At 65.9% G+C, this 21968-nt stretch carries 22 protein-coding genes; 9 read left to right on the top strand and 13 right to left on the bottom strand.

The window, feature by feature from the left end:
* Nucleotides 1-46: 46 nt before the first annotated feature.
* Nucleotides 47-178 carry an entericidin A/B family lipoprotein gene (locus AC3FOF_RS22380; RefSeq protein ID WP_006163387.1) on the top strand — a complete coding sequence of 44 codons (132 nt, stop codon included), beginning with the start codon at nucleotides 47-49 and terminating at the stop codon, nucleotides 176-178.
* A 110-nt stretch (nucleotides 179-288) separates the two neighbouring features.
* On the opposite strand, the gene AC3FOF_RS22385 is transcribed toward AC3FOF_RS22380, so the two are convergent.
* From AC3FOF_RS22385 to AC3FOF_RS22400, 4 genes are all read right to left on the bottom strand, one after another.
* Nucleotides 289-735 carry a phospholipase D-like domain-containing protein gene (locus AC3FOF_RS22385; RefSeq protein WP_488727814.1) on the bottom strand — a complete coding sequence of 149 codons (447 nt, stop codon included), beginning with the start codon at nucleotides 733-735 and terminating at the stop codon, nucleotides 289-291.
* A 39-nt stretch (nucleotides 736-774) separates the two neighbouring features.
* Complete coding sequence (gene eda, locus AC3FOF_RS22390; RefSeq protein WP_276265153.1) at nucleotides 775-1419, bottom strand: bifunctional 4-hydroxy-2-oxoglutarate aldolase/2-dehydro-3-deoxy-phosphogluconate aldolase; 645 nt, start codon at nucleotides 1417-1419, stop codon at nucleotides 775-777.
* A gap of 122 nt (nucleotides 1420-1541) precedes the next feature.
* Nucleotides 1542-2477, bottom strand: coding sequence for a sugar kinase (locus AC3FOF_RS22395; protein ID WP_488727815.1), 936 nt, complete (start codon nucleotides 2475-2477; stop codon nucleotides 1542-1544).
* Nucleotides 2478-2559: 82 nt separating this feature from the next.
* Nucleotides 2560-3828, bottom strand: a complete 1269-nt coding sequence (locus tag AC3FOF_RS22400) for an amino acid deaminase (RefSeq protein ID WP_488727816.1) — start codon at nucleotides 3826-3828, stop codon at nucleotides 2560-2562.
* A gap of 224 nt (nucleotides 3829-4052) precedes the next feature.
* On the opposite strand from AC3FOF_RS22400, the gene AC3FOF_RS22405 reads away from it, so the two are divergent.
* The 5 genes from AC3FOF_RS22405 to AC3FOF_RS22425 all read left to right on the top strand — a co-directional run bounded on the left by AC3FOF_RS22405 (nucleotide 4053) and on the right by AC3FOF_RS22425 (nucleotide 9121).
* Complete coding sequence (locus tag AC3FOF_RS22405; RefSeq protein ID WP_488727817.1) at nucleotides 4053-4958, top strand: MurR/RpiR family transcriptional regulator; 906 nt, start codon at nucleotides 4053-4055, stop codon at nucleotides 4956-4958.
* Nucleotides 4959-4960: 2 nt separating this feature from the next.
* Nucleotides 4961-6457 carry an N-acyl-D-amino-acid deacylase family protein gene (locus AC3FOF_RS22410; protein WP_488727818.1) on the top strand — a complete coding sequence of 499 codons (1497 nt, stop codon included), beginning with the start codon at nucleotides 4961-4963 and terminating at the stop codon, nucleotides 6455-6457.
* An 85-nt stretch (nucleotides 6458-6542) separates the two neighbouring features.
* Entirely contained in the window at nucleotides 6543-6935 is a 393-nt protein-coding gene (locus AC3FOF_RS22415; protein WP_035861414.1) for a RidA family protein, read from the top strand.
* Nucleotides 6936-7072: 137 nt separating this feature from the next.
* Nucleotides 7073-8434, top strand: coding sequence for a GntP family permease (locus tag AC3FOF_RS22420; protein ID WP_035809987.1), 1362 nt, complete (start codon nucleotides 7073-7075; stop codon nucleotides 8432-8434).
* A gap of 360 nt (nucleotides 8435-8794) precedes the next feature.
* A complete protein-coding gene (locus tag AC3FOF_RS22425; protein ID WP_017226077.1) occupies nucleotides 8795-9121 on the top strand; it encodes a hypothetical protein in 327 nt (108 codons plus the stop codon).
* A 247-nt stretch (nucleotides 9122-9368) separates the two neighbouring features.
* Here AC3FOF_RS22425 and AC3FOF_RS22430 read toward each other — a convergent pair whose 3' ends face one another.
* The gene (locus AC3FOF_RS22430; protein ID WP_017226078.1) at nucleotides 9369-9833 is read right to left on the bottom strand and encodes a cupin domain-containing protein; all 465 of its coding nucleotides are present in this window, start codon (nucleotides 9831-9833) and stop codon (nucleotides 9369-9371) included.
* Nucleotides 9834-10085: 252 nt separating this feature from the next.
* Between AC3FOF_RS22430 and fabV the strand changes: the two genes are divergently transcribed.
* The gene (gene fabV, locus AC3FOF_RS22435) at nucleotides 10086-11276 is read left to right on the top strand and encodes an enoyl-ACP reductase FabV (RefSeq protein WP_017226079.1); all 1191 of its coding nucleotides are present in this window, start codon (nucleotides 10086-10088) and stop codon (nucleotides 11274-11276) included.
* A 128-nt stretch (nucleotides 11277-11404) separates the two neighbouring features.
* On the opposite strand, the gene AC3FOF_RS22440 is transcribed toward fabV, so the two are convergent.
* The 8 genes from AC3FOF_RS22440 to AC3FOF_RS22475 form a co-directional block, all read right to left on the bottom strand.
* Nucleotides 11405-11926, bottom strand: a complete 522-nt coding sequence (locus AC3FOF_RS22440; protein WP_276265159.1) for a hypothetical protein — start codon at nucleotides 11924-11926, stop codon at nucleotides 11405-11407.
* A gap of 205 nt (nucleotides 11927-12131) precedes the next feature.
* A complete protein-coding gene (locus AC3FOF_RS22445) occupies nucleotides 12132-13160 on the bottom strand; it encodes a c-type cytochrome (RefSeq protein WP_488727819.1) in 1029 nt (342 codons plus the stop codon).
* A gap of 250 nt (nucleotides 13161-13410) precedes the next feature.
* Nucleotides 13411-13857 (bottom strand): hypothetical protein, encoded by a 447-nt coding sequence (locus tag AC3FOF_RS22450; protein ID WP_488727820.1) that lies wholly within the window; start codon nucleotides 13855-13857, stop codon nucleotides 13411-13413.
* Between the two features lie 61 nt (nucleotides 13858-13918).
* A complete protein-coding gene (locus AC3FOF_RS22455; protein ID WP_488727821.1) occupies nucleotides 13919-14458 on the bottom strand; it encodes a P-loop nucleotide/nucleoside kinase family protein in 540 nt (179 codons plus the stop codon).
* A 260-nt stretch (nucleotides 14459-14718) separates the two neighbouring features.
* On the bottom strand, nucleotides 14719-17025 hold the full coding sequence (locus tag AC3FOF_RS22460; protein WP_488727822.1) for a TonB family protein: 2307 nt from the start codon (nucleotides 17023-17025) through the stop codon (nucleotides 14719-14721).
* The gene (locus tag AC3FOF_RS22465) at nucleotides 17022-17786 is read right to left on the bottom strand and encodes a PP2C family serine/threonine-protein phosphatase (RefSeq protein WP_276265164.1); all 765 of its coding nucleotides are present in this window, start codon (nucleotides 17784-17786) and stop codon (nucleotides 17022-17024) included. The genes AC3FOF_RS22460 and AC3FOF_RS22465 overlap by 4 nt, the downstream gene beginning before the upstream one ends.
* Nucleotides 17787-18470, bottom strand: coding sequence for a vWA domain-containing protein (locus AC3FOF_RS22470; RefSeq protein ID WP_017225053.1), 684 nt, complete (start codon nucleotides 18468-18470; stop codon nucleotides 17787-17789).
* A 106-nt stretch (nucleotides 18471-18576) separates the two neighbouring features.
* Entirely contained in the window at nucleotides 18577-20010 is a 1434-nt protein-coding gene (locus tag AC3FOF_RS22475) for a fatty acid desaturase (RefSeq protein ID WP_488727823.1), read from the bottom strand.
* 119 nt (nucleotides 20011-20129) lie between these two features.
* Between AC3FOF_RS22475 and AC3FOF_RS22480 the strand changes: the two genes are divergently transcribed.
* Nucleotides 20130-20840, top strand: coding sequence for a hypothetical protein (locus AC3FOF_RS22480; protein WP_017225051.1), 711 nt, complete (start codon nucleotides 20130-20132; stop codon nucleotides 20838-20840).
* Nucleotides 20841-20848: 8 nt separating this feature from the next.
* On the top strand, nucleotides 20849-21964 hold the full coding sequence (locus tag AC3FOF_RS22485; RefSeq protein WP_488727824.1) for a hypothetical protein: 1116 nt from the start codon (nucleotides 20849-20851) through the stop codon (nucleotides 21962-21964).
* Nucleotides 21965-21968: the final 4 nt, after the last annotated feature.

The raw sequence follows: 21968 nt of genomic DNA on the forward strand, positions 1-21968 counted from the left end.
GCAACGGTAGAATTGCGGCGAGATTATTGACCCAAAGGAGTCTGGCGTGAAAAAAGGATGGATCTTCTGCGTTCTGTTTGCCACCTTGCTGGCTGGCTGCAATACCATGGCCGGCCTCGGCCAGGATATCCAAAAGGGCGGGCAGAAGCTCGAAGGCGCTGCCGACCGCAGCAAGTAGCCGCGGCAGCCAGGAAATGCCGGCGGCCATGGGCCCGGCATCGCGCCGGCAGCCCGTCGGCCTGCGCAACCCCGCCGGCAGCAAGGCTGGCTTCGGCAACGGAGCCGCCGCTACAACAGTTCCTCCGGCGTAAACGGCGCCAGCAAGTCGATCCCCAGGCGCCTGGACCATGTCGTGTCCGGCTCGGCGTCCAGCACCACCGCCCTATCCCCCTTGCCATCCACCCACTGCACCGCGCCCCGATCGGACAGGCGCAGCAGGTAGCTGTTGTCGTCGATTGCCCCGGCGAATAGCTGCGCAACCCGGTAGCGCCGGTAGCCGACATGGACGATGGGCGCATCGGTCGCCGCCAGCGAATTGGTCGGCACCCGCAGCTTGACCCCTTGCCTGACCAGCTTCGCCATCGATGCCACCCCCCGGTCGCCCGGGACAAAATACGGGGAGATCAGGATGATCTCCTGGTGCGCATCGCTCGGCATCCGGCCCAGCTCCGCGATCGTGGTATCGATACCCTCCGGCGCCTTGTCGGGCGACGCCTTGTCCGGCGTATCCACCATGCAAGGCGGGATGCACGCGGAGGGGTCCCGCGCCCGGCGTCAGGCCGACTTGCGCAGCGCGGCGGCCTCCTGCGCCAGCGTGCGGATCCGCGCCCAGTCGCCCTTTGCCACTGCGTCCTTTGGTACAACCCACGAGCCGCCCACGCACACTACGTTGGGCAGCGCCAGGTAGGACGGGGCACGGGCCACGTCGATGCCGCCGGTAGGGCAGAAGCGGAGCTGCGCGAAAGGGCCATACAGCGACTTCAGCATCGGCACCCCGCCGGAGGCTTCCGCCGGGAAGAACTTCAGGAACTTGAAGCCGGCCTCCATCGCGGCCATTGCCTCGCTGGCGGTGGCGACCCCGGGCAGCAGCGCCACACCCGCACCCTGCGCGGCCACAGCCAGTGCCGGCGTGAGCCCCGGCGAGACCGCGAACTGCGCGCCGGCGTTGCCGACGGCTTGCAGGTCCGCCGCTGTCAGCACCGTGCCTGCCCCAACGCAAGCCTGCGGGAAAGCGGCGGCCACGGCCTTGATGGCATCCAGCGCCACGGGCGTGCGCAGCGTGATTTCCAGCACCGGCAGACCGCCGCCGATCAATGCTTCGGACACATGCAGGGCTTCGTCGACGGAGGAGAACTCAAGTACCGGGATCACCGGCACATTGACAAGGCGTTCGATCAGCGAGGGAGATTGAGTTTGCATGGCAGTTTGTGTTCGGTGAGATCGATGGGTCGATGGGGTCGGGAAAACGTAAGGCTTCAGTTTGCAGGCCAGCATGCGCGGCGGCCCGAGGCCGCCCCGGGCATCAGGCAATACCGCCGCTATCAGGCAATCACGGAAACCGCCTGGGCCATTCGCGCCAGCACGGTTTCGACAAACGGGATCGGCGCCACGGCGCCGTAGCCGGTAGTGGACAGCGCCGCGGCCACGTTGGCATAGCGCGCAGCCTCGAAGGGATCGTCGCCGGCCGCGAGGCGCGCCACGAAGCTGCCGCCGAAGCAATCGCCGGCGCCGGTGGCGTCGAGCGGGTGCACCGGATACGGCGGCACCAGCGAACGGGCTTCCGGGGTCGCCACGTACGCGCCCTCCGCGCCCAGTTTCAGCGCTACCAGGCCGATGCCGCAGTCCAGCAGGTAGTCGGCAATGGCATCGCGGTCATTGAGGCCGGTCAGCACGGTGATGTCGTCCCAGCTCGGCAGGCACACGTCGGTCAGCGCAAAGGCTTCGCGCATGATGCCGCGTGCCCGCGCCAGCGTCCACAGCCGCAGGCGCAGGTTGGTGTCGAGCGTGACCTTGACGCCGGCCTTGCGCGCATGCTCCATCGCCGCCAGGCCCGCATCGCAGGCGCTGGTGCTGATGGCCAGGCTGATGCCGGACACATGCAGGTAGCGCGCCTCGGCGATGGCATGGTGCGGCAGGTTCTCGTGGCTGTAATGACTGGCCGCGGAACCACTGCGCAGGTAGTCGAAGCGGTGGCCATGCGCGTCGTGGGTGACGAAGTAGACGCCGGTCGGGGCGCCGGCATCGATGCGCACGTGACGGGTATCGACCCGTTCCTGCGTCCACAGCGCCAGCAGCCGTTCGCCGAAGGTGTCCTCGCCCACCGCGCTGATATAGCCGGCGCGCGCGCCTTGCCGCGCAGCGGCGATGCAGAAATTGGAAGTGTCGCCGCCGAACCCCTGCAGGTAGCGGGTGGGATCGTCGGGCTGCTGGTTGAATTCAACCAGCGCTTCGCCGAACGCGAGAATGTCGATGCTCATGGTGCAAGCGCCCCCAGTTGTAGCCGTTGCTGTCATTGCTGTTGCTGCCATTGTCGCTGTCTTCGCCTTGCCGTTGCGCGGCTCAGAAGAACGTCTGCACGAGGTCGATCACGCGCAGGTCCGCGTCGAGCACCGGGATGTGGCGCCACTTGTCGAAGGTCAGGCAGGGATGCGAGATATCGAAGGCGATCATATCGCCCACCTTGACGTCATCGCCCGGGCGGATCTGCAGGTAGGCATGCTGGTCCATCATGCCGGTCACTTCCCAGTGGGCAGGCACCGCCACCGGCGCAGGCGCACCGGGCCGGTACGACTGCGCGGGGATGGGCATGCCGGCATCAAAGGCGGCATCGCGCTTGCCCATGCCGATGATGGCGCGGCCGGGCTCCGGAATCGACTGCACATAGGCCCACAGCTGCAATGCCGGCAACAGCCCCTCGCGCATCTTCTGCGCGACCGGGTTGCTGGCCAGGATGCGTTGCTGCGCGGCGCGGTAGATACCCACATCGTGCGTGAGGTAGCAGCCGGGACGCAGCACGATATCGATCGGCGCGCCGATCTCGGTACGGGCGAACTCCTCCGCCACCACGTCGTACCACGCCGAACCCGCACCCGACATCACCACCGGGCTGCGGCCAAACCGGCCCGCCGCGAAGAGCTCGCGCGTCACCGCCACCGTGCGCCGCAGGAAGTCGCGGATGTCGGCCTCCTCCTTCAACACGCCTTCATAGATTTCCACACCGGCCAGGGACAGCACGCCAGGCCAGCGCGCCAATGCCGCCAGCACCGCCGCCTGCTGCGCCGCGTCGCGCACGCCGGTGCGGCCACCGGCCACGCCCAGCTCCAGCAAGACCTGCAGCCGCTGCCCGCGGCCGCTGAAATAGGCGCCGAGCAGGTCCACCAGTTCGGGCGAATCCACCAGGGTGAAGAACTCGAAATCAGGATCGCGCAACAGGTCGGCCACGATCTCCATATTGCGCCGGCCCACCAGTTGGTTGGCCATCAGCACGCGCCGCACGCCATGCGCGTACGCGGCGGCGGTCTGGTGGGCGGTGGCCAGGGTGATGCCCCATGCGCCGGCCGCCAGCTGGCGGGCGAACAGCTTGGGCGCCATGGTGGTCTTGCCGTGCGGCGCCAGCTGCACGCCGTACTCGCCCATGAAGCGGCGCATCCATTCGAGGTTGTGCGCCAGGCGTTCTTCATACAGTACGGCGGCCGGCAGGCTCAGGTCTTCCGCCAGCAGTTGCCAGCCCACCTGGCCGGCGGCATCGGGAGCCAGCGGGGCATCGAGCTTGCCCAACGCCTTGTTGAGCGGATCGATCGTGCCGGTTTGGTACTTTGTTTCACGCATGCTGTCATCACCCTGCAAAAATTCCGATTGACGTAATGATAGCCTTGAATTTACGATATTTCATCCTTGTTATAAAGTAACAATTCTAGCCAAGCACGGGCCACATGCCGATCGGCCCGGGCTGGCGGGGAAACGATGCGAACGGCGGATATCGAGAGGCCGACATCGCCGTTGCGCCCGCCCCTCCCCTTCAAGCCGCCACCCCAGTCCGCCACTCGCCAACCATGTCCGCGCCCTTCGACATCCTGACCCGCATCGCCGAGCGTGGCCCCACGCTGCGCCTGGCCGAGCAGAAAGTCGCCCAGGTGATCCTGCAGGACCTGGCCGGCGCCGCGGCCACCAGCATCAACGAACTGGCACGCCAGGCCGGGGTGAGCGAGGCCAGCGTGACCCGTTTCGCCAAGGCCATCGGCTGCCGCGACGTGCGCGACCTCAAGCTGCGCCTGGCGCAGGCCACCGCGGTAGGCCAGCGTTTCCTGCATGCGCAGAGCGCCCGGACGGCGGAGCCGGCGCCGGCCACGCTGGCCGACAGCATCCACGCGGATATCCTGGACTCTCTTGAGATCAACCGCAAGCTGATCGACCCCGACCATATCGAGCACGCCGCACGCCTGTTGCTGGAGGCGCGCATGGTCTACGCTTTTGGCATGGGTGGCGGCTCGTCCTTCATGGCCGACGAGGCACGCTACCGGCTGGCCCGCCTGGGCCGTCCCGTGGCCAGCTACCAGGATGCGCTGCTGCAGAAGATGGTGGCGGCCACCTTGCACAAGGACGATGTCGTGCTTGCCTTCTCCGCCACAGGCAACGTGCCCGAGATGCTCGCCAGCTGCGATATCGCCCGCGAATATGGCGCCAGGCTGGTCGCGGTGACCGCGCTGGGCTCGCCGCTGGCGGGCCGTGCCGACGTGCTGCTTCCGGTGCGCACGCTGGAGACCGATTTTATTTTCAAGCCCTCGGCCTCACGCTACGCCATGTTGCTGGTGATGGACGTGCTGGCCACCCAGCTCGCCCTGCTGCAGCAGGACCAGAGCCAGGACCGGCTGCGCCGGCTCAAATACGTGCTCGACGCGCACCGGGGCAACACGGCCGCACCGGATAGCCCGGACAACCGCCAGCCGCTCGGAGACTGACCATGCCTGAACTGTTCGACACCCTGATCCGCGGCGCGACCGTGCTCGACGGCTCCGGCGCCGAAGCGCGCCTGGCCGACGTCGCGCTGCGCGCCGGCCGTATCGCCCGCATTGCCATGCTGGAGGACGACGCGGAGCGCATCGACCCCGGCAGCGCCGGGCATGTCGTGCAAGGCGAAGGGCTGGTGCTGGCCCCCGGCTTTATCGACGTGCACACCCACGACGACACCAATGTGGTCCGGCAGCCCGAGATGACGCCCAAGCTCTCGCAGGGCGTCACCACCGTGATCGTCGGCAACTGCGGCATCAGCGCCGCGCCGGTGACGCTGCGCGGCGAGCCGCCGGACCCGATGAACCTGCTGGGCACCGCCGACGCCTTCCGCTATCCGGACTTCGGCGCCTACGCGGAGGCCGTGCGGGCCGCGCAGCCGGCTGTCAACGTGGCGGCCCTGGTGGGCCATACCGCACTGCGCAGCAATCATATGGACCGGCTGGACCGCACCGCCACCCCGGCCGAGATCGCCGCCATGCGCGCGCAGCTGGAAGAAGCGCTGGATCATGGCGCGCTTGGCCTGTCCACCGGCCTTGCCTATGCCAATGCTTTTTCGGCCAGCACGGACGAAGTGCTGGCGCTGGCCGAACCGCTGGCCCGCGCCGGCGCGCTCTATGCCACGCACCTGCGCAGCGAGTTCGCCGAAATCCTGGAGGCCATGGACGAAGCCTTCCGCATCGGCCGCCACGCCCGCGTGCCGGTGGTGATCTCGCACCTGAAGTGCGCCGGCGTGGACAACTGGGGCCGCAGCGGCGAAGTGCTGGACGCGCTCGAGCGCGCCGAGCGCTGGCAACCCATCGGCTGCGACTGCTATCCGTATACCGCCAGCTCCTCCACGCTGGATATCAAGCAGGTCACCAGCGATTTCGACATCATGGTGACCTGGTCCGAGTCCCACCCGGAGATGGGCGGCCGGCTGCTGGCCGATATCGCGGCCGACTGGGCGCTCGGGCTGGAGGACGCCGCGCGCCGCCTGCAGCCGGCCGGCGCCGTCTACCACTGCATGGAAGACGCGGACGTGGACCGCATCCTCAGCCACCCGGCTACGGTGGTGGGTTCGGACGGCCTGCCCAACGACCCGTTGCCACACCCCCGGCTGTGGGGCGCCTTTCCACGTGTGCTGGGCCATTACGCCCGCGACCGCGAACTATTTCCGCTGACCGTGGCGGTCAACAAGATGACCGGCCTGTCGGCGGCGCGCTTCGGACTGGCCGAACGCGGCTTCGTGCGCGAAGGCTATTGGGCGGACCTGGTCTTGTTCGATGCCGCCACCATCCGCGACGCCGCCAGCTTCACCGACCCCATGCAGCCAGCCGAAGGCATCGCCGCGGTGTGGGTCAACGGCGAGCTGTCGTGGCGCCAGCGCAAGCCGACCGGCGCGCGCGCGGGCCGTTTCCTCGCCCGCGGCAGGCCCGCCGGCGCGAACGCCGCAGCGCCTGCGCAATAGGGCAACCCGCATCCGGCAACGCGCAGGCAGCCCCGCGCATCCGGCAATAACGCATCTGCAATCTCTTTCAGGAACAGGAGTCCCCATGGATATCAAACGATTTGGCGTGGAAGGCGGCGCCGGCACCGGTGGCCAGCACATGCCCTTTGCCCGTGCCGTACAAGCCGACGGCTGGCTCTACGTGTCCGGCCAGGTGCCGATGGTCGCCGGCGAGGTGATCGACGGCGGCATCGTGCCCCAGACCCACCAGGCCATCAAGAACGTGCTGGCCATCCTGGCCGAAGCCGGCTACGGCACCGAACATATCGTGCGCTGCGGCGTGTGGCTGGACGACGCGCGCGACTTTGCCTCTTTCAACAAGATATTCAAGGAATACTTCGGCGCCAACCCGCCCGCGCGCGCCTGCGTGCAGTCGAGCATGGTGGTCGACTGCAAGGTGGAAGTCGACTGCATCGCCTACAAGAAGCCGGCGGCCTGAGCCATGGCCGGCCAGTCCCGCGGGACAGCCGGCCTGCCAACAATTCCAAAACCGGCCGCCGCCAGCGCGGCCCTTTTCATAGCGGACGCGGGGGAGCCCCGCCGGATTGCCGGCGGACCCCGCATAAAGGAGACAATATGGGCGCCGTAACAGGAACCACACTCTTGCTGTACGCGCTGATCGCCGTGATCGCACTGGTCGTGCTGATCGCGCGCTTCAAGCTCAACCCCTTCATCACCCTGGTGGTGGTTTCCGTGCTGCTCGGCTTTGCCGTCGGCATGCCGATGGGCGACATCGTCAAGTCCTTCGAAGCCGGCGTGGGCGGCACCCTTGGCCATATCGCGCTGGTGGTGGGCCTGGGCACCATGCTGGGCAAGATGATGGCAGAATCCGGCGGCGCCGAGCGCATCGCGCGCACCCTGATCGATTTCTTCGGCGAGAAGAACGTGCACTGGGCCATGGTCACCATTGCCTTTATCGTCGGCCTGCCGGTGTTCTTCGAGGTAGGCTTCGTGCTGCTGGTGCCGATCGCCTTCAACGTGGCCAAGCGCACGGGCACCTCCATGGTGCTGGTGGGCATCCCCATGGTGGCCGGCCTGTCGGTGGTGCACGGCCTGATTCCGCCGCACCCCGCCGCCCTGCTGGCGGTGACCGCGTACAAGGCGGATATCGGCAAGACCATCATGTACGCGCTGATCGTCGGCATCCCGACCGCCGCCATCGCCGGCCCGCTGTTCGCCAAGCTGATGGACCGCTACGTGAAGCTGCCGGACATCAATCCGCTGGCCGCGCAGTTCACCGAAGAAGACGAAAGCGTCAAGGCATCGCACCAGTTGCCCGGCTTCGGCATTACGCTGTTCACCATTCTGCTGCCCGTGTTCCTGATGCTGATCGGCAGCTGGGCTGACGTGATCAGCACGCCCAAGACCTTCCTCAACGACTTCCTCAAGCTGATCGGCAACTCGGTCATCGCCCTGCTGATCGCGGCGCTGGTGAGCTTCTACACCTTCGGCAAGGCGCGCGGCTTCACCCGCGAGAACATCCTCAAGTTCACCAATGAATGCGTGGCGCCCACCGCCATCATCACGCTGGTGGTCGGCGCGGGCGGCGGCTTTGGCCGCGTGCTGCGCGACTCGGGCATCTCCAACGCCATTGTCGATGTGGCCACGGGCGCCCATGTGTCGGTACTGCTGCTGGGCTGGCTGGTGGCCGTGCTGATCCGCATCGCCACCGGTTCCGCCACCGTCGCCATGACCACCGCGGCCGGCATCGTCGCCCCGATCGCCGCCAGCGTGCCGGGCACCCGGCCGGAACTGCTGGTGCTGACCACCGGCGCCGGATCGCTGATCCTGTCGCACGTGAATGACGGCGGCTTCTGGCTGGTCAAGGAGTATTTCAATATGACCGTGGCCCAGACGTTCAAGACCTGGTCGGTCTGCGAAACGCTGATCTCGGTGATCGCCCTGCTGCTGACGCTGGCGCTCGCCACTGTGGTCTGATCGTCCGGCGGGTTGATCCGTCCGTTCGTCCGCAAAGCGTCGCTGGACGCCTGCCTGGGGGGAGGAGGCACTCGCAGTGCCCCTCCCTTTTTTGCGCATTTCCTTGTGCCGACTACCGGGCGTCATCGTGACCCGTGGTGCTCTTCCGGCCGAGATTGTGCCGAGATGTGCTAATGTGTGCACCGCAACAATCGCTGTTGTCACGCCAGCCGGCAGCCCCGACGCTATCGGGCCGGGTCTCTGGCATGCCTTGTCATCCCGTCCGCGGCCCATGACATGTCACAATTCTTTCTTATTGGGAAGCAGGTAAGGCTTCCCCCCTCAGCGATAGAATCGAGCCCTAACCGGAGGAAAAAAACTATGCCGAAAAAGCCAAGGAAAACCGAGGAAGCCATCCCGGCCACCACCACGGCGCAAGGCCTGATCGCCCTGCTCGACCATATAGCCAACGCCACCGCGCAAGGCCAGCTGGATCCCGAGTTCTCCCGCAAGCTGGGCAAGCGTACCCGCAAGGAAGCCGACAGCCTGATCGAAGCCGAGGCGTTCTCCACCGCGCACGCCGCTGCGGTCAAGGCTGCCCTGGCTACGCTGGAAGAAGCCGTATCGAATAGCGAAGGCGGCCTGCTGGGCAAAGCCGTGAAGCGCCTGCGCGACGCCGACAGGCGCACGGAGGAAGCCGCCAAGTAAGCCACCCCGCCCCCTGGGCGCGGGAACGTTGCACTGCCCCATGCGCTGTGGCTCCACATGCGTGGCACGCACGAATTGCCTCCTATCCGGGGCACATAGCCGGACGCGGTCCGGGCCTTGTGGGGATAGGGGGCGGACAATGGCATCCATCCTTGCGCCGGCAGGTGCGGCAAGAAAGGGAGCGGGGCGTGCACACGGCTCGGTGCGAAGTCAGAGAGCCGTGTCCTGGACAGCGCCGTTCCGGGCCTCACGGCACCAGTTGGATATCGCCCGGAGCCTGCGGCGGCAGCTTGATCGCGAGGACCTTGAACTCGCCGCTGGCCGGTACGGAACCCGCATGGACGGTGCCTTTGGGGATAATGATCAGGTCGCCGGCGTGGATCTGCCGCTGCTCGTTCCCCAGCCAGAATGTGCCGCTCCCCGAAATGACATACTGGATTTCATCGGAGCCCGCATGGGTATGCTTGGGCACATTGCCGGACTGCACCGCGATGGTCCCCGATGGCGTCGCGACCAGGCCCTTTGAACGCAGCGTCCCCAAGTTCGGGACCTGTGCGCCGATATCGGCATCGGTCATGGCCGCCACGTCGATGATCTGCGCCGATAACGTCGGAGGCGGCGTCTGCGCCACTGCCGGCGTGGCCAGGCGGGACACAAGAAAACCGCAAGCAAATGCGGCCGGAATGGCAGCAAGAGTGGCAAAGCGACGCATGCTCGTTTCTCCTTTCGTTGTCTGCTGGTGTTGTGCGGTGCAATAGCGGCATGATGGCGCTGCGTTGCCATCGGATTGTCGCACCGGCGAACAGCTTGCCTGAGACTGGGAGAAACCCTGAACGAGAACGGGGGCAGGGCCGCCCCACCCTCGATCCGTCGGGTGAAGCGCTCGGGGGGCGCCGCCTCATTTACAATGCCGGACGTTTCTCGTGTCCTAACCTAGTCTCGGCATCTCAAAAGCAGGGTCTCCATGATCATCAAACCACGCGTGCGCGGCTTCATCTGCGTTACTACCCATCCGGCTGGCTGCGAAGCCAACGTCAAGGAACAGATCGAGTACGTCACCGCAGGCGGACCTATCGCCAACGGGCCCAAGAAAGTGCTGGTGATCGGCGCATCGACCGGCTACGGACTTGCCGCCCGCATCGCAGCCGCATTTGGTTCCGGTGCCGATACCCTCGGTGTGTTCTTCGAACGTCCCGGCAGCGACAGCAAACCGGGTACGCCTGGCTGGTACAACACGGCCGCTTTCGATAAGTTTGCCACGGCGAAAGGCCTGTACGCGAAGAGCATCAACGGGGATGGTTTTTCGGACGAGATCAAGCAGAAGACGATCGACGTCATCAGGCAGGATCTCGGACAGGTCGACCTGGTTGTCTATAGCCTCGCCGCGCCGAGAAGGACGCACCCGAAGACCGGCGAGGTTTTCAACTCGACGCTGAAACCCATCGGCAAGGCAGTCAGCCTGCGCGGCCTCGATACCGACAAGGAAATCGTCAAAGAGTCCGTCCTGGAACCGGCCACGCAAAGCGAGATCGACAACACGGTTGCGGTGATGGGCGGCGAAGACTGGCAGATGTGGATCGACGCGCTACTCGAGGCGGGCGTCCTCGCCGACGGCGCGAAGACTACCGCTTTCACCTACCTCGGCGAAAAGATAACGCACGACATCTACTGGAACGGATCCATCGGCGCGGCCAAGAAAGACCTGGATCAAAAGGTCCTCGGTATCCGCGGCCGCCTGTCCGCCACCGGCGGCGATGCCCGCGTCTCCGTATTGAAAGCCGTGGTCACGCAGGCAAGCTCCGCCATTCCGATGATGTCGCTTTACCTGTCGCTGCTGTTCAAGGTCATGAAGGAGCAAGGCACGCACGAGGGCTGCATCGAGCAGGTCTACGGACTCTACAAGGACAGCCTGTACGGCGAGGCTCCGTGCCTGGATCAGGAGGGGCGCCTGCGCGCGGATTACAAGGAACTGCATCCGGATGTCCAGAGCCGCGTACAGCAACTCTGGAATCAGGTCACCAGCGATAACATCTATGAGCTAACCGATTTTGCCGGGTACAAGAAGGAATTCCTGCGCCTCTTCGGCTTCGAGATCGATGGCGTGAACTATGAGGCCGACGTGAATCCAGACGTGGCGATTCCCAATCTCGTCTAGATTCAGCCCAACGGCTTGGAGAAATCACGCTCCAAGCCGTTTTATTGCCGATGCTCACGGGGCCTTCGCGCAAGCCGGAAGGGCTTCACCCGATGTCCCGTCCCACCAGGGCTGCCGGCGCGCCGGAATCACTTGCTGCGATCGTGGCCGTCGCCGCCCAGCGGATCGACGATGATCATGGTGCGATCCAGTACCCCGCGGTCGTCAAAGTAAGCGCTGAAGTGCGCCGGCTGGTAGGCGCCCACATAGAGCCGGTAGGACCATGCCTCGCGCTTCATGAGCGGATAGTACTGGACTGGCTCGCGCGGCAGGCCAAAACGCTCTGCCACGTCATGCTTGGTCCAGATGCCCGGCCGTGCCTCGTAGATCTCCTTCTCCGTCAGCATCTGACGGAATCTGACCAGGTTTCCGGCGGCGTCGAAATCCGCCGCGTAGACGTCGAATCCGAGCGGCTGCTTCGAGTAGATCCAGCGGCTGGTGCCGCCGGCGAGCTGATAAGTCTCCGTGGGCGCGCCGAAGGTGCCGCGCACGGCGCTTTCCGGGCTGCCTATCATTTTCTGCGCGGTCTGGACTGGCTCCAGGGACGCACAGGCACACAGCGCGGCCGCGGCCAGCGCCGCGCCCATCCATCTGGCTAAGTGATATTGCATGACCATCCTCCAGCATCGACGCGGATTGCGTTCTCGGGGCCAGGAACCCTTTCAGCATAGTTCACGCACGTGCACCTGCCTGCGCGCCCTACCCCTGAGTAAACGCTTTGGGAGGGGAGAATATTCCATCGCACGGAAACAAGCAGTGCAGGCGCCGCTTGGTGCGCGGAGCAGCAAGCGAACATCGGGCGGCGGCGCAATGTGTTCAGTAGTGTTCGTTTACGTTGCGGAAGGGGCCAAACTTGGCGCGCTGGTATGCCCGTGGTGACTGACCGGCGAAGTGCTCGGGGATGGCAAAACCCTGTGGGCGCAATGCCGCATCGGGGTAAAGCTTGGCACGATTCGGGTTATGCCTGCGTGGCGTGGCGTCGTCGTTCACATAAGCAGCGATATCGAGCGCCTCCGCGGCAGTGAGTTGCGGCTTGTCATGGCTGGCTCCCAAGGGCATGGATGCACGGATGTATCGTGCCAGCAACGGCACAGCAAACATATGGCCGGCGTTGTCATAGGTGTCGTCGCCTGCCAGCGGGGGAAACAGGTAGCCACCACCATTGTTGAAATCGGCCTTGCGCTGGCCAGTGGCATCCGCACCATGGCAGGCCTGGCATTTTGTGGCAAACAGCTTTTGGCCGCGCAGTGGGTCGGCAGCGCGCGGCATGGCGTCCATCGGCATCAGCCCTGCCCCGTCCATGGCAGCGCCTGGCCGGGTGTCCCGGGCCAGCCAGCGCAAGTAGGCCATGATGGACTGGAACTCAGGGGTATCGGCCAGGATGGGCACGCTGCCCGTGCCAAACATGCCCAATGCCCGTTGCTCCAGCGAGATGATTTTTCCCGACTTGATGTCGAACTTCGGGTAGTCATTGACCGCGTTGACCAGAGGCAGCGCGAACTTCTTGCTGCCGGGCAAGCCCGATGGACCGGCCTGATGGCAGTTGACGCAGTTCAGGCTATTCCAGTTCATGCGCTTGGTTTCATCGGGAGCCAGTTTGCCCACGCGGCGCGAAGTGTTCCGCAGCAGGTCGATGCCGTCGCGGATCTGGTCGCCTTCGGGGCCAGCAGGGATGCGCGCCTCGTCGGGTTCGCGCCATGGCTGCTGCGGCCGTGCGGCATAGCGCGCCAGCAGGACCCGGGCTTCGCTCGCGGGCAAGCTGTCGCCCACGCGATACGGGGTGATATCGAAGGCCTGGGCGAGTCCGCAGGCGCACCAGAACAGCAGAGGCAAAGCTCGGCCCATGTGCTTACTCCGTGAAGTCGTGACAATCGGGGTTGCGTTGGCGCGCGAGCCAGAACAACTTGTCCGGCGCCGGCTCGCTCACCTGAAAGCCAGATTCCTCTGCTCCTCCACCCGCCCTTCCCGGCGCATGATCTCACCGCGAACCATCCCGCATTCGCCAGCGCGAGATCGATGTCGAGCGCCGGGTCCCTGTTACCCGCCATTGTCGTGAGCGCAGGCGCGCTCAGGCGCCACAATGGCCACGCGATATCTATCGAGCCACGCGGCAATGGGTCAGCTTGATGCTGGGCACAATTGCGCCGGGCAGATAGCCTTCGTTCAAACAGTCGATCAGGAATTCGTTGGACGATTTGAACGCAACGATTTCCTTGTTTGCAAATTTTGACTTCAATGCCTCGCGCGCCTCTACATCAAAGGACGTATCAAACTTGTGCCCATCCGCGGTATAAGCGCCGAAATAAGTGGTGGTAGGCGAGGAGCCCATGGCGATGACACGGCCGGTAAACGCGATGCGCTTGTGATCATATCGCTTGGCCGCCGCGACAGGATCCGCCGTATAGGCAGCAATGATCTCGGAAAATTCCATCTTCAATACGGGTACGTTCAGCTTGCCTTCCGCCTGCGATTGCGCCGGATAAGCGGTGAAAAGAAATGCCGCCAGGAGCGCGGAGGTCAGCGCGGAATTAGTGCGTGTCATTGGCTTGAATACCATCATTGTTAAAAAAGACAATATCATATGCTACATTGTTCTTGCCATTTCATTGTCTCGCGGCTACATCCCCTTTATTCGCGCACAACCCTGCTACGCAGCCCGCCAGGATCAACGATGCCGCCACCCTGGCATCAACGAGCGCCGAATCGATAACAACCCGATCGGTCTTCCATGGCTCATATTCGTGGCGGAGTACCGACGCCCAGGTCGGCAGGACGTGCCCGGGAATATCGGCGCTGCGCCCTTCCACGCGCCGTCGATGTTCCGCCGCGTCCGAGCATACGATTTCCACCTCGATCAAGCCCGAAGACGTGCTGGCAGCGACGTCCCGCCATGCCTCGCGAGTGACCGCCAGCGGATTGACGGAGTCCGCCACCACCGTCAGCCCAAGCGCGAGATTGGACCTGGCCAGCTCGTAGGCAACGAGGTAGCCCAGCGGGCCAACCTCCCCGGCGAGCGCGTTTGACGAGAGGAGGGCCTGCTCGATGGTGTCGATGCGTAGATAAACCGCGGAACAACGCGCAACCAGCTCGCGCGCTATGGTGGTCTTGCCCGTGCCTGGCAGACCGCCGAGAACAATCAGCATATTCGTCCTTTGGGTCGTCAAACAACGCCATGAGGGACCTGACGCCCGATCCCCTCATGTGAATCCTAGCCGAACGGCCGTTTGCGGCCGAGCCACGGCAGCGGGGTCAGGGCGGCGCGTGTCCGGCGCGCGGGCCAACCGCCAGCATCGCGCCCACGGTGTACGCTGCGCCTGCGGCTCCTCGACCAGCAGGTCCTCGAGGCCGGCCGCTGTGGCCTGGGGGCTTGGGTGCATTTCGGATAACCGGTGTGTGGCGCGCTTCAGGTTGCGGCAAAGATCACCGGGACCAAAATGGTGTCGTTGATCAGCGCGCCCTGCCAGACCGCCGGCGAGTAGCGCCAATTCCTTGCGGCATCCAGCGCGGCCTGGTCCAGTGCGCGGCGTCCGCTGGACGTGGCCACCTTGATCCGGATGGGATCGCCGGCGGCATCCAGCCTGATTTCCAGTTCGACCACGCCAGCGGCCTGCGGCTCCAGCTCACTCGCATAGCGCGCCGGATGGCGCTGCTGCGATACCGGGTCCACGCTGGCGCCGCGGTTGGCCACGGGTGGCAGTTCGGCCAGCTTCGCAGCCAGTTCCTCCGCAGCGTGGTTGGCGCCCTCCCAGCGCTTCTGGTCCGACATGAGGCGAAGGCGCAGCCTGGGCAGGAAAACATTCAGTGCGCCCGCATCGTCCATCGTCGTCCGCCAGCGGGCGATCGCAAAGCACGCAACCGCCTCTTTGTCGCGCGGCGCGCGCACCGCGACCGCACCCAACCCCGCCCACCCGACGGCAACGCCAGGATTGACCCACACCGCCTGCTCGAAATACAGGCGCGCAGCCACCGGTTCCTTGTGGAGCAGATGGTACTCCCCAAGTTCAGCGGCCACGAAGGACGCACCGGGATCGCTCGCCAGCAGGTCGCGGTGCTGATCGTAATGCTTTTCGAGTTCAGCCTCCGCGGCGAGGGTTCCGCCCTGCGCTCTCGCCACTGCCATGCGCGCCTCGCGCAGCGTATTCCGGTAGCTGGCCTGGTCGCGCTTGTATTCCATCAAGCTGCCAGGGGCGCTGACGGGCACCTGCGCTTTCAGGCGCAGCAGATCGAACTGGATGGTATCCAAGCGCCCTGCTGCGACAGCCTCGATGATCCCCCGGATCTCGGCCCGCCCGCTGGCCAGCGATGACGAACGCTCGGCGCGCGCATCGCGGCTCCATTCAAGCGGCAGCGCTGCTTCGGCGGCATCGGGCACCACAGGCGTGCTCTTGCTGCTGTCCAGGCGCCCGGAAAGCACCAGTGCGCCCACCATGATAAAGATGGAGACCGCGATAACGGCCCCCACGCCCGCGCCGCCGCGGGTCGGCGTGTTGGCGGCGGATGGCGCGACCGGCGCCTGGGCCTGGCCCATCGTTGCCTGGATGGCTTGCGCCAAGGGCTGCGGTACCTGCTGCAGACCTTGTTGCCGGGTGGCGGCCTGCCGTCCGCGCTTGCCCCGGCCAGCCTTGCGCCTGGCGCCAGCCTGCGCGGCAGTGGCAGCCGCTGCTGCGCTGGCGGCCCCGGCGATCAACGCGCCGCGCGCGCAAGCCGCGCAGGCCAGGCCCGCAAAATGCTGGTGCGACGGGTCGGCCCCGCATACCTGCAGGCGCTGGCTGCTGCGCAGCGCATACTCGCGCAGAACCCGCGCCCATTCGGCCGGCGCAGGCCGCGTGCCCGGCTGACCGGCGAAGGCGCTGTCGAACATCTGGCGCAACTCCGCCGGCATCTGCGCGTGGCCGCTCACCGGGTTGGGCGAGATCGCCTTGTGCGCGCGCAGGCCGTAGGCATAGTAGCGGCCGCGGATGCGTCCGGGCAGATCGGTGGGAACCTGCGCATTGGCGGGCCGGCCGCTGAACGGATGGATGCCGAAGTTCAGCAACTGGAAGATCACCACCGCCAGTGCGAAGCGGTCCTGTGCTTCCTCGCCCGCGGCGGTCAGCCCGCCGCCCTGCAGTTCCGGCGCCAGGTAGTCGACGGTGAACTGCTGCGCCGGGAAGCGCTCCGACTCGCCCTGGATGCTGAAGCCATCGCAATCCAGCATCGCGATATAGAGCGAATCGCGATAGAAGCGCAGGTTGACCGGCTTCAGGTCCACCACATAGTGATGCTGCTGGTGCAGGGCGGCGATGACCCCGCTCAGGTTGGCGGCCAGCGTGATCTTGGCGCCCAGCCCGGTGGGCAGGCCGGCGGCGCGCGCCTGGCGCTCCTGCAGGATTTCCTCCAGCTCGGCCGTCTGCTGGATATCCAGCGTCGGCATGGCGAAGCCGATAAAGCGGCCGTGGGCGTCCTGCAGCGGCGCCTGCGGCCAGGCGATCTGCACATAGCGCCTGCCGCTCTCGGTCTGGTCGGGCAGCTCCGGCGACAGGCGCAGCATCGCGTCGATCTTGCGCCGGTAGCTGGCCAGGTCCATGTGCGCGTGATAGAGCTTGGCCACCTGGGCCGGCGACTCGGCCAACAGGTACACGCTGCCGGCGCCGCCGCTCTTGATCAGCCGCGCCAGCGTCAGGTTGCGCTGGCGGTCCAGCCAGACCTTGCCGCCGCTGCGTGCGCTCATGCGCGCAGCGCGATCAGCAAGGTCTTGTCATCGCCAGTGATGTGGTGCGTGCGCGGATCGTCCAGCGTGGCCGCCAGCGCACGGTTGCCCTCGTCCTCGCCGGCCACCCCGAGCAGATAGCGCTCGACCGGGGTCATGAAGGGCGGGTAGAGCCCCGCATTGCCTTTGCTCATGGCGAATGGCATGGCGCCATCCGACATCAGCACCACACCGCGCAGCGGCTGCCGGATAGGCAGCACCTTGAGCCGTTCGCGCCAGTGCGGCCCGGTCACGAAGTAGGTCTCGTTGGCGTACTCGCCGTTGGCAGGCAGCGAAATATCCGGCACTGCCGTGGTATCGCATGGCTGGGCCACGCCCACCCCGTCGCCGATATGGAAAAAGCTGCCTCGCTCCGGCGTGGCCACCACACCGACCAGCGTGCTGGCATAGTCCGCCAGGCCGGCCCCCGCGGCACGCGCCACTTCCTGCAGCGCATTGCGCGCCAGCCCGATCACACTCGCCACGGCCTGCTCGAACTGATCGCCGGACAGCTCGGGCAACTCCTCGCCCTGCCCCACCCGCGTGGACAGCGCATGCACCACCGACCTGGCGATAAACTCCGCGCCCGCCTGGCTGTAGCGCGCCGAGCCCGCGCCATCGCAAACCACCGCGATCAGCACGTCGCCCACCAGCGCATGCGCGAAAGCGTCCTGGCACGGCACGCCGCGGTCGGCGTGCGACTTGCCCGTCGCCGAAGCGGCAAATATCCGCCAGCTCGTCATTCAGATGGAAACCGTCGACCAGCTGTCGGTGGAAGGCAGTTGCGCCTGTCCGCCCGGCGTGGACTGCGATACGACCTGCATGCTGGCGCTGAGCCAGAGGAACAACTCGCGGAACTGCAGGCCTTTGAGCTGCTTCACGCCACCGGCACCCCGGTTGCTGAACTGCTGGAGTACATCGGCGCTGGCGCCGGCGCCCACCGCGATCGGGAACACCGCCACCTTGTTGGCCTGCTCGGCCCGGCGCGCCTGCGTGGCGCTCGGCTCCCACTGGTCGGTGGGCGCTCCATCCGACATCAGGAACAGCCATGGGCGTGTATAGGCCACGCCGGCCTGGCGGAAACGCAGCTTTTCCTGCTCGATCTCCGCCAGCGCCAGTTCGATGGCCTGGCCAGTGGGTGTCGTGCCGTCGGCCCGCAATTGCGGCGCGCTGAAATCCATTGCGTCGCACCAGTCGCCGGCGATCTCGGCGCTGTCGTAGCCGCCGAACTTCACCACCAGGATGCGGACCCGCTTGCTTGCGATCACATCGGACTTCAGTTCCTGCTCCAGCAGCTTCAGTCCTTCGTTGAGTTGCTGGATGGGCTCGCCGTCCATGCTGCCGGAGCAATCCAGCACAAGCACGAGGGGCGTGCGTTGCTCGGTGTTATCGATCAAGGCAACGTCGGGAATGATCGTTTTCGACATCTTGTTTCCTGCGGCGTTTTCGGCGAATTTTGCATTTTACCAGCCTTATTCGCCACATCGGAAAATGCGGCGGCGGGATGGCCGGCAGCAAGGCCACCAGACCGGGTCACGGTGCCCGGTTCCCCCTGCTCGCACAGGGCTTGCGGCGCGCCCCCGACCAAAGCAGCGCCGGCAGGCCAGACGATGGCAACATGCGGTCGCCAGCTCGCACCTCCGATGGCAAGGCATGCCACGCGGTGTTCGGATTACGATGATGCTGCAGGTGGAAGTTGATGTGATATGGCCAGATGAAAAGCCGCCCAAGCCATCCCACGCGCCACGAATAGGTCCAGTCGCCCCAGCCGGGCGTGACATCCGGTCCGCCGCTGTGCTCTGCAAAGCTGCGGATCTTCTGCAGCAGGACACCGGTGGTGAAGAGCGGCCCGAACCATAGCGCGGCAAGCAGCGCCAGCGTCTGCGCGGAACACAGGCAGGCCAGCATCGCGACGATGGCGCCCCACGCTATCGCCGCGGCCAGCAGCGGGCCGGTCGGCCGGACGAATTGCCCGCCGGCTTTCCGGTAGGCACGCATCGTGCGCAACGTGTTGAGCATCGATGCGTCTCCGAGCAACTGCCTGGCGAGCGCTATCGCATCGAGCGGCCGGAACCGCCACGGCTGGTCTTGATACAGAAAACGGCGCTCGGGATCCAGTGCGGTGCCGACATGCCGATGATGCGCAAGATGCAGGGGCCGATAGAATTCGATCGGCACCGTGCCAGGCACGCCGATCGCGAGGTTGATCAGGAAATCGTTGCTGCGCCGATGCCGGCTCAGATGGTAGTGGGCGGCGTCGTGGTACAGGATGAACAGCGCGTGCTGCCGCGTCGCGATGATGGCAAAGGCCAGCGGATAAAGACGCCAGTCGCCGGCGGCAAGCGCAACGCGCAGCGTCACGACAATGCATAGCCATTCCACCAGGATCATTGCCATCGAACGCAAATCCACCCGCATGCGCAGCAGTACGGCCGTTGCCGTGCTGGCCAGCACGCCCACCGCGGCGCCACAGGCGGCATCGTAGAACAGATGCTGCCCGGTGGTCAGGACGGCCAGCATCAGCAGCGCACTCCATGCCGCGAAGAACCATGCGCTGCGCTCACGCAGCATGGCCAGCAGCACGCTGATCGCCACCGGCAACGCGACATGGCCGCTCGGCAACGCTGCCAGCGGTGAATCGATGCGGTGCAGCCAGGCAAGCCAGCCCGAGCCGGCCACAGGCCAGACGATCGCCGTCGGCCAGAACAGGTGGCTGACGAGACAGGCGATGGCGGCGAGCGCCCCGGCAAAAAAGGCCGGCAGCAACCAGTCGCGCTTGCGGCCGAGCCATACCAGTACCGGCATCACCAGCAGATAGCTCAGATAGAGCGGCACGGTCGCCGGCAGGATCGGCGTCCAGGCATCGAACATGGAAGGCGGAACCGTCCGCACCGGCCCCAGCGGGAAATGCGTCACGATGAAATACAGCGCCCCGGACGCGAACAGGTAGGCCAGGAGCCATCTCATGGGACTGGCCATGGGCATGGTGCCGGCAGGCAGGCGAGTCGGCGGCATCTTCATCGCGGCAAGATCACGGTAATCGGTCGGGTATCATAACAAGCTGTCCAGTCATGCAGAATTCACCCATGCGCCTTCGCGCTACGCCCATTGAACGCGCCGCCTTGAGCGCGGACCAGATCGACCGGATGTTCGCGCTCTACTCGGCGTCATACTGCGATGCCCACCGCGATCTCTTCGATCGGGATCTCTCGGACAAGACCCACTGCATCATCCTGTGCGATACCGAGAGCGTGATCCAGGGATTCTCAACGCTGAAGCTCTACGCCACCACATGGGGCGGAACCCCGCTGCGGGTGATTTTCTCGGGCGACACGATCATCGACCCGGCGCACTGGGGCAGCCAGCAACTCGCCTTCGCATGGATTCGCCTTGCAGGCGAAATCAGCCGGAGCGCGCCCGGCGTACCGCTCTACTGGCTCCTGATATGCAAGGGGCACCGTACCTACCGCTACCTGCGCGCGTTCGCGCATGACTACGCGCCACGCTTCGACGCCGCCACCGCGCCAGACGTCCAGGCGCTGACGGATCATCTGGCGAACCAGCGGTTTGGCGCGGCGTACGACGGCAACACAGGGGTCCTGTCGTTCCCCACGCCGCAGGGACGGCTCACTCCGACGCTGGCGGAAGTGCCCGACGCCCATCGGCGGCTGCCGGACGTCGCCTATTTCCTGGCGCGCAACCCGCGCTATGCGAACGGCGACGAGCTGGTCTGCCTGTGCGAACTGTCGACGGCCAACCTGCGGCCGATGGCGCGCCGCCTGTTCTGCTCCACGTAAGCCGCACGATGCAGATCCGGCGCGCGCAGCCCGCGGACAATCCGCGCATCCTCGATTTCCTGGCGCAGCACGCGATGCAGGGCGCCTTGCCGCTGCGCTTCGATCGCGCGCCGGACTACTTTGCCTTGCATCGCTGCCATGCGGCCGATCACCGGACATGGCTGGCCGAGGGCGAAGGCGGCGACATGAAAGGCATTGCAAGCCTGGTCGTGCGCGACGGATACCTGATGGAACGGGTGCAGCCGGTAGCCTACCTCGGCGACCTGCGCCTGGTCCCTGACCGGATCCTGTCACGCGCATGGATGGAGGAAGTGCGTGCCCGTCTCGCCGGCCTGGAGCATGACGCCGGCGTGCATCATGCCTACTGCTGCATGATCCGGGACAACCGGCTGGCGGCGCAGTCGCTGCTGGGCTCCCGGCGCGCGGGCCGCCTTGCGCTGTCGCACTGGCGTGGCTACAGCAACGTGTCGGTGTACGGCCGGCGAGGCTGGCGCGGCGCAACGCGCACCGCCGGTTCGGTCCGGGTCGTGCAGGCGCAGCCGCATCATGCCGATGCGCTGCGCCACTTTCTCGACGCCGAATCGGCCCGGCAGCCATTCGGCTGCGTGTTTTCCGAGGCTGAGTTCGGGCGCCGGCTGCAGACCTGGCCCGATTTCGGCATCGAGTCCTTCCTGCTGGCACTCGATGCCCGCGGCAACCTGCACGGCTGCGTCGCGCCCTGGGATGCCGGGCGCATCAAGCGGATCGTGCTGGAGAGGTTCCCGCCATCCATCCAGGCAATCCGTCTTGCCTACAACGCACTGGCGCCGGCTTTCGGCCGGCCCAGGATCGCCGCGCCAGGCGAGCCGCTCCAGGATATCTATCTCACCCACCTGCAAGTGCGGCAACGCGATCCTGCCGTGTTCGCCGCACTGCTCGATGCCGCCTGGGCAGGCCTGCGCAGCCGCTACGCGCTGATGCAGCTCTGCCTGTACGACAACGATCCGCTCTGGCTCGCGATGGCTCCCTACCGCTTGACGCGCCTGCCGATGGACCTGTATACGCTATCCGGCACACGCAACGCGCCCGCGGTCGATCCGGCATCGGCTGCTCGCATACCCGGCTTTGAGATCTATCTCGTCTGACCCG

It is taken from the genome of Cupriavidus sp. 96C5-1, from assembly GCF_057798855.1.

Bases quoted from the DNA above. Each gene is read 5' to 3' on its own strand.
- AC3FOF_RS22385 (WP_488727814.1), bottom strand. From the start codon at position 735: ATGGTGGATACGCCGGACAAGGCGTCGCCCGACAAGGCGCCGGAGGGT.
- eda (WP_276265153.1), bottom strand. From the start codon at position 1,419: ATGCAAACTCAATCTCCCTCGCTGATCGAACGCCTTGTCAATGTGCCG.
- AC3FOF_RS22395 (WP_488727815.1), bottom strand. From the start codon at position 2,477: ATGAGCATCGACATTCTCGCGTTCGGCGAAGCGCTGGTTGAATTCAAC.
- AC3FOF_RS22400 (WP_488727816.1), bottom strand. From the start codon at position 3,828: ATGCGTGAAACAAAGTACCAAACCGGCACGATCGATCCGCTCAACAAG.
- AC3FOF_RS22405 (WP_488727817.1), top strand. From the start codon at position 4,053: ATGTCCGCGCCCTTCGACATCCTGACCCGCATCGCCGAGCGTGGCCCC.
- AC3FOF_RS22410 (WP_488727818.1), top strand. From the start codon at position 4,961: ATGCCTGAACTGTTCGACACCCTGATCCGCGGCGCGACCGTGCTCGAC.
- AC3FOF_RS22415 (WP_035861414.1), top strand. From the start codon at position 6,543: ATGGATATCAAACGATTTGGCGTGGAAGGCGGCGCCGGCACCGGTGGC.
- AC3FOF_RS22420 (WP_035809987.1), top strand. From the start codon at position 7,073: ATGGGCGCCGTAACAGGAACCACACTCTTGCTGTACGCGCTGATCGCC.
- AC3FOF_RS22425 (WP_017226077.1), top strand. From the start codon at position 8,795: ATGCCGAAAAAGCCAAGGAAAACCGAGGAAGCCATCCCGGCCACCACC.
- AC3FOF_RS22430 (WP_017226078.1), bottom strand. From the start codon at position 9,833: ATGCGTCGCTTTGCCACTCTTGCTGCCATTCCGGCCGCATTTGCTTGC.
- fabV (WP_017226079.1), top strand. From the start codon at position 10,086: ATGATCATCAAACCACGCGTGCGCGGCTTCATCTGCGTTACTACCCAT.
- AC3FOF_RS22440 (WP_276265159.1), bottom strand. From the start codon at position 11,926: ATGCAATATCACTTAGCCAGATGGATGGGCGCGGCGCTGGCCGCGGCC.
- AC3FOF_RS22445 (WP_488727819.1), bottom strand. From the start codon at position 13,160: ATGGGCCGAGCTTTGCCTCTGCTGTTCTGGTGCGCCTGCGGACTCGCC.
- AC3FOF_RS22450 (WP_488727820.1), bottom strand. From the start codon at position 13,857: ATGACACGCACTAATTCCGCGCTGACCTCCGCGCTCCTGGCGGCATTT.
- AC3FOF_RS22455 (WP_488727821.1), bottom strand. From the start codon at position 14,458: ATGCTGATTGTTCTCGGCGGTCTGCCAGGCACGGGCAAGACCACCATA.
- AC3FOF_RS22460 (WP_488727822.1), bottom strand. From the start codon at position 17,025: ATGAGCGCACGCAGCGGCGGCAAGGTCTGGCTGGACCGCCAGCGCAAC.
- AC3FOF_RS22465 (WP_276265164.1), bottom strand. From the start codon at position 17,786: ATGACGAGCTGGCGGATATTTGCCGCTTCGGCGACGGGCAAGTCGCAC.
- AC3FOF_RS22470 (WP_017225053.1), bottom strand. From the start codon at position 18,470: ATGTCGAAAACGATCATTCCCGACGTTGCCTTGATCGATAACACCGAG.
- AC3FOF_RS22475 (WP_488727823.1), bottom strand. From the start codon at position 20,010: ATGAGATGGCTCCTGGCCTACCTGTTCGCGTCCGGGGCGCTGTATTTC.
- AC3FOF_RS22480 (WP_017225051.1), top strand. From the start codon at position 20,130: ATGCGCCTTCGCGCTACGCCCATTGAACGCGCCGCCTTGAGCGCGGAC.
- AC3FOF_RS22485 (WP_488727824.1), top strand. From the start codon at position 20,849: ATGCAGATCCGGCGCGCGCAGCCCGCGGACAATCCGCGCATCCTCGAT.